Source organism: Mesorhizobium sp. M2C.T.Ca.TU.002.02.1.1 (assembly GCF_003997225.1).
The window spans coordinates 20,952-30,903 of record NZ_RZTO01000005.1; the positions used below are offsets into that span (position 1 = coordinate 20,952).

General features: G+C 62.6%; 9 protein-coding genes. All 9 read right to left on the reverse strand.

The window, feature by feature from the left end; all coding sequences use genetic code 11:
- Positions 1-190: 190 nt before the first annotated feature.
- Complete coding sequence (locus EOD07_RS00720) at positions 191-1,192, reverse strand: zinc-binding dehydrogenase (RefSeq protein WP_127233534.1); 1,002 nt, start codon at positions 1,190-1,192, stop codon at positions 191-193.
- 39 nt (positions 1,193-1,231) lie between these two features.
- Positions 1,232-2,311 (reverse strand): sn-glycerol-3-phosphate ABC transporter ATP-binding protein UgpC, encoded by a 1,080-nt coding sequence (ugpC, locus tag EOD07_RS00725; RefSeq protein WP_127233535.1) that lies wholly within the window; start codon positions 2,309-2,311, stop codon positions 1,232-1,234.
- A 37-nt stretch (positions 2,312-2,348) separates the two neighbouring features.
- Positions 2,349-3,173 (reverse strand): carbohydrate ABC transporter permease, encoded by an 825-nt coding sequence (locus EOD07_RS00730; RefSeq protein ID WP_127233536.1) that lies wholly within the window; start codon positions 3,171-3,173, stop codon positions 2,349-2,351.
- A gap of 13 nt (positions 3,174-3,186) precedes the next feature.
- Positions 3,187-4,080 carry a sugar ABC transporter permease gene (locus EOD07_RS00735; RefSeq protein ID WP_127233537.1) on the reverse strand — a complete coding sequence of 298 codons (894 nt, stop codon included), beginning with the start codon at positions 4,078-4,080 and terminating at the stop codon, positions 3,187-3,189.
- Between the two features lie 67 nt (positions 4,081-4,147).
- Positions 4,148-5,560 carry an extracellular solute-binding protein gene (locus EOD07_RS00740; RefSeq protein ID WP_245469721.1) on the reverse strand — a complete coding sequence of 471 codons (1,413 nt, stop codon included), beginning with the start codon at positions 5,558-5,560 and terminating at the stop codon, positions 4,148-4,150.
- Positions 5,561-5,672: 112 nt separating this feature from the next.
- Positions 5,673-6,209: a VOC family protein gene (locus EOD07_RS00745; protein ID WP_348627726.1), complete on the reverse strand. Its 537-nt coding sequence runs from the start codon at positions 6,207-6,209 to the stop codon at positions 5,673-5,675.
- 80 nt (positions 6,210-6,289) lie between these two features.
- Positions 6,290-7,942 (reverse strand): GMC family oxidoreductase N-terminal domain-containing protein, encoded by a 1,653-nt coding sequence (locus EOD07_RS00750; RefSeq protein ID WP_127233538.1) that lies wholly within the window; start codon positions 7,940-7,942, stop codon positions 6,290-6,292.
- An 86-nt stretch (positions 7,943-8,028) separates the two neighbouring features.
- The gene (locus EOD07_RS00755; protein WP_127233539.1) at positions 8,029-9,057 is read right to left on the reverse strand and encodes a LacI family DNA-binding transcriptional regulator; all 1,029 of its coding nucleotides are present in this window, start codon (positions 9,055-9,057) and stop codon (positions 8,029-8,031) included.
- Between the two features lie 67 nt (positions 9,058-9,124).
- Positions 9,125-9,952, reverse strand: an 828-nt coding sequence (locus EOD07_RS00760) for a sugar phosphate isomerase/epimerase family protein (protein ID WP_164772003.1), incomplete at its 5' end; no start/stop codon positions are given.

Consider the following 9,952-nt stretch of genomic DNA (forward strand, 5'->3'; position numbering starts at 1 on the left):
GATAAAGACATGCGCAAAAATCAAAACCTGAAGCGCATGGAGCGAACCTGAAAGATCGCGACGCGCTTTAGCGGCCTGAAGGCGGGTATCTGTTCCACGGTGACGGCGATCCTGCCGAACGGCCGCGGTTTTCCAGGATCGTCGTCGCGTTCCGGGATTGCCGGCTGCGAGCGTCACCTCGAATGGAGGCTCATCGGAGCCCGGCGGCAGCCCAGTCCAGCACCGCGAACGGCTCGGCGACTTCGCGCGCCAGCAGCCCGCCATAGACCGCGGCCGGATCAGCCGGCGAGAACGTCCTGATCAGGCCGGCAAGCGGAACATGTCCACGCGCCAGCCAGGTCAAGGCTTTTGCCAGATCCGTCATGGTGGTGTGCTGGGCGTTGTTATAGCCCTCATAGAGTTCTTCCCAGACGAAGTCGCGACCGACGACCGGCACCTCCCATTCCCAACCGCTTCGCAAATTCACAAAGCGGAAGAAAACCGCGTGCAGGATCTCATGCGCCAACATGCCGGTATGGGCCTTCCAGGGTACGCCAACGAGCACGACCTCGCCCTTCTTGCGAACGACCTTGCAGCCGTCGAGAACCGCGCCCTCATGTCCTGAACAGTCGATGACCAGCGCCACCGTTCCTGCAAAGCCAGCATCGTCCACAGGCATTTCGGTCAGCACCGACAGGCCGGACTCCCGCGCCTGTGCGTTGCGCCGCGGGTCCGGTTCGACGACCGAGACCTCATATCCCACGATCCTGCAAAGATGCGCCGCAAGGTAGCCGACCGGCCCCGCGCCGGTGATCACGACCCTGTCGCCTGGCCGGGCCGCGGTTGTCATCAGGGTTGTCATTGAAACCCCCATAAGGCGGGCAAGCACGGCCGTCTCCGGGGCCAGACCGTCCGGCACTTTCAGCACATAACGCTGGTCGAACTGCTGCGTGGAGCGATGCGCTCCCATGGAAAGCAGCTTGTCGCCACGGGAGATACCCCGAACGTCGCGGCCAAGTTCCTCGGCCTCGTAGACAGCCGCATAGCCCGGACGCAACGGAAAGTTGCCGGTCTCCGCCCAGGCCAGTTCGGTCCCCGGGCTGATCAGCGTGGCGAGCGTGCGTCCCCTCACCTCTGTCGGCCCCAGCGGCGCATCCTGATACTCCTCCAGCGCAAACTGCCGCCTGCCCGTAAAAACGATCTCGCTGCCCATGACTGATCTCTCCCGGTTCGACTGCTGCTTGCGGCTGCGCTAGCGGATTGCTTCACCGCTCTGGGTGTCGAAGACATGCAGGCGCGCCGTATCGAAACCGATGCGCACGCTCTGCCTGTCCGGTGCGGGCCGGGCTGCCGCCGGCACCTGCGCGACCAGTTCGTGGTCTCCGGCGCGCAGGTTGAGCAGTGCCTCGGTCCCGAGATACTCGTCCACCTCGATGACGGCCTCGTACTCTCCGGTTTCATCGTCGACGCGAATATCGTTCGGACGTATCCCGACCGTGATGCTTGCGCCGGGGTTGAGTGCGCGGACGATCGACGCCGGAGCCGTCATGCGGAAACCGTTGGCGACGAGCACCGGCGCGCCGTTGTCGGCCTCCACCTTGGCCGGCAGCAGGTTCATCGCCGGGCTGCCTATGAACGTCGCCACAAACAGATTGCGCGGCTTGGCAAACACGTCTTCGGGGGAGCCGACCTGTTCGATATGGCCGTCCTTCATGATGACGATCTTGTCGGCGAGGGTCATCGCCTCGACCTGATCGTGCGTGACGTAGAGAACGGTGGTGCCGAGTCGCTTATGCAACTTCGCGATCTCGACGCGCACCTGCGTGCGGAGCTTCGCATCGAGGTTCGAGAGCGGTTCGTCGAACAGGAACACTTTCGGCGTGCGTACCATGGCACGGGCCATGGCCACGCGCTGTCTCTGGCCGCCCGAGAGCTGCGCCGGCTTGCGTTCGAGCAACGGCTCCAGACCCAGAATGCGGGCCGCCTCGGCGATGCGCGCGGAGACTTCGCTCCCCGGCAGCTTCTGCGGCTTCAGGGCGAATTCCATGTTCTGGCGCACCGTCATGTGGGGGTACAGCGCGTAGTTCTGGAAGACCATGGCGATCTGACGATCTTTCGGCGCCAGGTCGTTGACAACGCGACCGGCGATTTCCAGTTGTCCTCCCGAGATGTCCTCCAACCCGGCGACCATGCGCAGCGTCGTCGTCTTGCCACAACCCGAAGGCCCCAGCAGCACGACGAATTCCCCCTCCTCGACAGCCAGGTCGATGCCGTGAACCACCTCGATCTGACCATAGCGCTTGACGACCTTGCGCAACGTCACTGAAGACATCGGCGCTCTCCTCCCAATCGAAACAGTTGCATGGCGCTCATCCTTTGACCGACCCCATCGTCAGACCTTTCACCAGCCAGCGTTGGCAGGTGAGCACGAAGACGACGCCTGGGATGAGGATCACGAAGGAACCAGCCATGATGCGGCCCCACTGAACGGCGTCGCTCGACCAGAAGGACATCACCGCCACGGTCACCGTCTGGGCCTTGGATCCTGTCAGCATCAGCGCGAACAGGAACTCGTTCCACGAGAAGATGAAGCAGAACACAGCGGACACTGCGAGGCCGGGGGCCGTCAGCGGCAGGGTGACCCGAAAGAAAGTCGCCATGACGCCATGTCCGTCGACCTGGGCCGCTTCCTCCAATGCCTCCGGGACCTCATCGAAGAAGCCCTTCATAAGCCAGACCGTCAGCGGGATGTTGAATGTCGAATAGACGATGATCAGCGCAAGGGGCGTATCGAGCAGGCCCATCGTCTTGAAGATGATGTAGTAAGGAACGACCACCGCGATCGGCGGAAACATGCGCATGGACAGAATCCAGAAAGCCACGTCGTTTATGCGCCGATGCTTGATGCGGGAGATGGCGTAGGCGGCCATGGTGCCGATGGCGAGGCTGAAGGCGGTCGAGCCGAGAGCGACAAGCAGGCTGTTCAGGATCTGCAGATGGAACGGCCGCATCGTGAACAGGTCGTAGTAGTGCTGCAGCGTCGGCGTGAAGATGAAGCGCGGCGGCCGCGAGAACATGATCGGCGACGGCTTCAGCGACGACACCAGGATCAGGTAGATCGGCGTCATGAAGATCACCAAGACGATGATCACCAGCATATAGATGAACAGCTTTTCACGCAGGCTTGGGGTCATGCCACTGCCCTCCCTAACGAGCCCGCGCGGCCTGGCTGCGCTGCATCTGCTTGAAGAACAGCGTGATCAGTACCGAGATGATGATGAGCGAAACGAAGGACGCCGCGGCGCCGACACCCATTCGCCAGAACGTGAAGCTTTGCCGGTAGATGTAGAGGGAGACGACCTCCGTGGCGTCGGCCGGACCGCCCTTGGTGAGCACGAAAATGATATCGTAGATCTTGAAGGCATCGATGGCGCGCAGGAAGAGCAGGCTGATCAGCACCGGCTTCAGCTGCGGCAGCGTCACATAGCGGAACACGTCCCAGCGGGAGTTGCCGTCGATGCGAGCCGCCTCGTAAGGCTCCGGCGAAAGACTCTGAAGAGCAGCCGCCGTTCCCATCATGATGAACGGTGTCCACTGCCAGATGTCGCCGATCGCGATCGCGGTGAGCGCCCAGCGGGTGCTGGTGATCCACCCAACCGGGCCCATGCCCACGAGACTGAGAAAATAGTTGAGATAACCCAATTCCGGGAAATACAGGAACAGCCAGACCAGACCGACAATGACCGGCGAAATCATCATCGGAATGAGAAGCAGCGTGCGTGCCAGCGCCATGCCTGGAAGCTTCTGGCTGACCAACAGGGCTATGCCGACGCCGAGCACCAGCTGCGCGGACAGCGTCATCGCCATAAGCTTGAAGGTGATGAAAAGCGCATGGAAGAACGCATTGGAGGTGAGCACCTCGGCGTAGTTGGCAATGCCGACGAAGATCCGCGGAATGAAGGGCTTGGCCAGATCGTAGTTCCGAAAGCTGAGCCACAGCGCGTAGAGCATCGGGTAGATGGTCGTCGCGAAGAGGACCACTACCGCTGGAATCAGGAAGACGACAGCTATGCGCTTGTTGCGGCTCGCCGTATGGCTCATGGCCGGACACCATTCTGAGGAGGATGGGACCCGCCCCGGCGGGAGTGGACCGGGGCGGGCACGGTCGTCACTTCGCCAGGACTTCCGCCGGGACGTCGTTGATCCAGCGGAGGCGTTGTTCGACCGGGAACATCGAGAGCTGCGAATTTACGGCGTTGCAGGCGGTCTCAAGCGCCTCCTTCGCAGTGGCAGTCTCGCCAGCCATGTACTTGCTCAGCTCCACGCCGAAATTCTCTTCCACGGTTTGATAGAATGGATGGAAGATCCGGCGGCGGGCGCTCTTCTGCGATTCCAGCAGCACCTTGTAATAGGGATACTTCGCCTGCAGGGCCGGATCGCCGAGGATCGACTTGCGGAACTGGCTGACACCCTTGCCCTCTTCGGCAAAGCGCCGCATCAGCTTCTCGCTGGTCGCCCATTTGATGAACTCCCAGGCGGCATCCTTGGTTTTTTCATCGACCTTCGCGTTGATGGCGAAGGAAAGCGACCCTGTATAGGTCGGCTGGGGGCCTGCATCGGACTCCGGATTGGCTGCGAAGCCCGCCTTGCCGATCTTGGCAAGGACAGCTTCATCGGGATTGGTGAGGCGAACCGAGCGAACGCTCCAATAGGCCGCCTCCGCCGCCTCGCCCCGCTCCATGAATCCCGACTGGATGTCCCACATCAGGCCGAGATAGTCCGGCGGATTGAACGGGATCAGCGACTTCATGAACTCGGCCGCCTTGATATGCGGCTCGCCCGTCATCGCGCAAAGGCCGGTTTTCGGATCCCAGTAGTCCCCGCCGAATGACCGCATGAACGGGAAGTAGTCATGCGTGATGGCGCCCTGCACGCGGCTGTAGGACTGGCTGGCGCCGTAGAGATCGTTCTCCAGCGGCTTTCCACCGGCGAGCTGGCCCTTTTTTCTGGTGAAGAATTCGGCGATGTCGCGATACTGGGCCCACGTCTTGGCGGGAGCGAGATCGTAGCCATATTTCGCCTTGAACGCAGCCTTCTCGTCAGGGTTTTCGAAGAGATCCGCCCGATATTGCTGCAGCCAGGTCATGCCGGAAGCCGGGAAGGCGAGCAGCTTGCCTTGCCAGGAGTTTTCCTGGAGCTGGATCGGGATGATGTCGTCGAGGCCGATCTCGGCCGCGTCGCGCTTTGCCCGGGAAGTGAGATCCTCCAGCGCCCCGGCCTCGCCGAGCATGCCGACCCAGGGGCTGTCGACCCACAGAAGCTGGTAAGTCGGGCTGTCCGAGCTTGCTTCGACGATGATCTTGTCGATCAGGCCCGGGTAAGGCAGTTGATCGATATGCACCTTGATGCCCGTCGCCTGCTCGAATTCGCCGACGATCGGCGCCACGCGGGTGACCGACGTATCGCCGATACCCAGCATCTTCAGTTCCACGCCGGCGAAGGGCTTGTCCTGCGCCCAGGCTGCCCCGGTCATCGCGAGAACGGCACCGGCCGCCCACATTGTTTTCTTCCACTGCATCATGCGTCATCCTCCATTCGCTTCGGCAGCTTGGTTATACGTTTAAGCAGCTAAATACGGGCCTCTTGATGATTAACTTCGGATCGGGCTGCCTCCCCCGTCCGGCCGCAATTAGCTATTCGGATGGCGACCACATTCGCGGGCCGTCGGACTTTTCATAACCCATCGGACCGGTGGTGCTGACCAGTTCCAGGAACTGGCCCCACGGGGACCTCAGATAGACCCAGGTCAGGCCTTCCATCGGACCGGAAGTGATCAAGGTCGGCCCGTCCAGGACATCCACGCCCGCGGCCCGAAGCCTTTCGGTGGCTTCCACTGCATCCTTGACCTCAAGAGCAAAGTGGCATGCGCCGATCTCGCTGTTTTGCTTGACCGGCGTCTGGTCGGGCTCGCCGCTGTACTCGAAGAGTTCGAGATTGCCGCCATTGCCAAGACGAATGACACGCTGATCCTTGATCCGGCGGCCGGACGGGACGCCGAGACGGCGGATCATGAATTCGTCGTCAACGTCGACGCTGCCGCATTCCATCACGCAGACCGCGCCGAATATGCGGGTGAAGAAGGCGACCGCCTCCTCCATGTCCGGCACGGTCAGGCCGATATGCTGGATGCCACTGATCCTGACAGGTAGTCCTCCCATCATCCTGCTCATCCCTCCCTTAGTAACTATTTAGTTATTTCATTCCGTGCGTACGCTGTCAATGGCGTGAGATCCCGGACATGCCATTTGGCTCAAGCGTCGGCGAATTGCGGCCTATCGTTGCGCTCCCAATCGAAGAGCGCCGCGGGAAGCGGTGGCCGTCCGGCGACGAGATCGGATGCTTTCTCCCCGATCATGATGGTCGGCGCATTCGTGTTCGACGAATTGATCGACGGCATGACCGAGGCGTCGCAGACGCGCAGGCCATCCAGGCCATGCACTTTCAGGTCCGGCGAAACCACTGCCAGCTCGTCATGTCCCATCCTGCAGGTGCCAACCGGGTGATGCTGGGTTTTGGCCATGCGGCAGGCGTATTCGAGCAGCGTCTTGGCATCGCGCGCCTCCGGCCCAGGCAGTGCTTCGCGCGCAATGAACGGCCTCAGCGCTGGTTGAGCCATGATCTGGCGGGCAAGTTCCAGTCCGCGCAGCGACATCTCGCGGTCATAGGGATCGGCCCAGTAGTTCGGATCGATGAGCGGAACATCGTTCGGATCTGCCGAGGCAAGACGGACGGTACCGCGGGAGCGAGGCCGGATGAATGCCGCGTTCAACGTCACGCCCGGGCGGTCCAGCTTGACGATGCCCTTCTCGATCCCGGATCCTTGGCCGAAATGGAACTGCAAGTCCGGCGAACGCGCATCCGGATCGGCGTACCAGAAGGCGCCTGTCTCGAAGAGCGAGGAGACCACCGGTCCGCTTTTGAAGAGCATATACTGCAAGCCGGCAAGCATGGTCCTGTCGGGCCGCAAGATACCGTCGTACGAGTGATCGCCCGAGCATTCGCAAAGCACGCAGAGGTCGAGGTGATCGTGAAGGTTGGACCCAACCCCCGGTAGGTCGTGCAGAACCTTGATCCCGACACTGCCGAGATGGTCGGCAGGTCCGATTCCCGACAGCATGAGCAGCCTCGGCGAACCGATCGCACCCGAAGTCACGAGCACCTCGCGTTCGCAGGCGATCTCGCTTTCCACGCCGTCGCAGCGCACAACAACCCCTCTCGCTCGGCGGCCGTCGAGCACGATGCGCGCGACCTCGGTCCCGATCATCACCGTAAGGTTGCGGCGCGAACGCGCCGGATCGAGGAAACCCACGGATGCGGAGCAGCGCCGGGCATTGCGCTGCGTGAGCTGGAAATACCCTATTCCGCGCTGCCTGTGCCCGTTGAAATCCGGGTTATAGGGAATGCCCATCTGCTGCCCGGCGCGGATGAAGGCGTCGCAGATCGGTAGCGCGGCACGGGGGACGCAGACGCCAAGCGGCCCATCCGTCCCGTGATAATCGTCGTCGAAACGCTCATTGCCCTCGGCCCGCTTGAAATACGGCAGCACATCGCGAAAGCCCCAGCCCTCGCAACCGGCTACGTCGCGCCAATCGTCATAGTCTCGTGCATTGCCGCGCGTATAGACCTGGGCGTTGATGGACGACCCGCCTCCGATCACTTTGGCCTGCGTATACCAGAGCACGCGATTCTGCATGTGCTTCTGAGGCACCGTCGACCATCCCCAGGACGCGATCCCCTTGGTCATCTTGGCGAAGCCGGCAGGCCAGTGAAACAGATAATGGCGGTCCGCGCCGCCAGCCTCGATAAGAAGAACAGATACGTCCGGATCCTCCGACAGGCGCGCTGCGAGAACGCAGCCCGAAGATCCCCCACCGGTTATGATGTAGTCGTAGCGCTTCTGCATGCCGGTTCCTCCCGACTATCGGGAAAGTTTTCCCCAATAAGTAACCAGATAGTGCATTATTGCTTTATGCCCGGCGTACGCGGGCGTCAAGCGCCGCGCGATTTCGGGGCGCCGGCCACGGACTGGCGCGCGACCAGGCGCGGTTCGACCAGGTTATGGTCAGCCTCACCCCGGCCATCCCGCATCCGGTCGAGCAGAAGCCTCGCCGCCCGCCCGCCGATTCCACGCGGGTAAAGTTCGACCGTCGTCAACGGTGGCAGAAGCGACTGCCCAAGAGGAACATTATCTATGCCTATGATGGAGAAGTCCTCTCCGACGCGACGGCCGCTGCCATGCAGCGCCGCATAGGCCCCCAGCGCGATGTAGTCGTTGAAGCAGATCGCCGCGCAGCATTCGGGAAAGTCCGTGACGATGCGGTTGACGATCTCTGTTCCATTCTCCCGCGTCGGCGCGCACCTGAAGACAAGCGCCTCGTCAAGCTCGACGCCCCGCTCGGCCGCAGCGGCCCTGATGCCGTCGAGCCGGTCTTGCCAGGTGCGCGTGTGATCAAGGCCGCCAACCACCGCGAAACGTTCAAGACCGGCTTCGAATAAGTGGGAGGCAGCAAGATAGCCGGCCTTTCGGTCGTCAGCGCCGACATAGTCCGCCTTGAGATCTTCCACATCCCGGACCGCGATCACGTATGGCGTTGCGCGTGTCCGCAGAATGGCGAAATCGTCCGGCGTTGTGCAGTTGGCGGGACTGATCAGGAGTCCCGCGACGCCTTGCGACAGCAAGGCGTCGATCAGAGCCGCCTGTCGGGCGGAGTCGTCATGCGTGTTCGCGACGATCGTCAGATAACCGGCCTCGTAGGCGCGCGCCTCAAAATCCGAAAGGAGCTCGGCGAAGAACGGATTCGACGTGTCGTGCAGAACGGCGCCGAGCAATCGGGATTGACCCGTGCGCAGCCGGACAGCCGCGGAGTCGCGGATAAAGCCCATCTCATCCGCGACCTTTCGTACGATCTCCTGGGTTTCCGCGGAAACCCGCCCTCGTCCCGTCAACGCATAGGATACCGCCGCCGTTGATAGGCCGGTGACCTTCGCGATGTCCTTGATGTTGGGCTTCCTGCGCAACGATCACTTCCCAGTCACGTATTTCCCGAACTTCGAAGGGTCTATCGCGGCTGTCCAGCCTCTGTCTTCAACAAACGGCGCGGAAGCGCTCCACGCATGTGTCCAGGACGTCCCCGGGGTCACGCTTCCACCAGTTCTGCGCCGAGAATACCTCCACCTCGCACGGCCCGGCATAGCCGGCTGCCTCGACGGCGGCGCGGATCGCTTTAAGGTCGGCCACGCCGTCTCCCATCATGCCGCGATCGAGCAGAATGTCGCCTGTCTGCGCCAGCCAATCGCACAGGTGATAGCCGAAAATGCGTTCCGGCCCGGCCCGCAGCAATTCGGCGGCCAGCGTGCGATCCCACCAGACGTGGTAGACGTCGACCGCGACGCCCACATTGGGCGCATCGACGGCGGCGCAAAGATCGACCGCGTCGCGCATCGTCACCAGGCAGGATCGGTCGCCGCCGTAAACCGGATGCAACGGCTCGAGAGCCAGGCGAACGTTTCCGGCCGCCGCGTAGGGCGCCGCTTCGGCGACCCGATCCGCAACCAGCTTGAGGCTTTCGCCGATGCCTTTCGTCCCCGGCTCTACCCCACCGGCGACGATGGTCAGGACAGGCGCGCCGAGACCGGCAGCCATGTCGATTGCGGAGCGGAAATCGTCCATGACAGCCTCGCGGCCGGGCAGCGCCAAGGGGCCGGTGAGATAAGGCGCGCGGCACAAGCCGACGACACTCAGGCCGGCCGCGCGAACCCGCTCGCCGATCTCGACGGCGCGGCTGCCGATTTCGCGGCGCCAGAAGACTATCCCGCGCAGGCCGCGCTCGGCACACGCATCGAGCACACGCTCGATCGACCAGCCCGCGCCGTGACCGTCGAGATTGTGGCCGAGCGTCGCCGTATTGAGTCT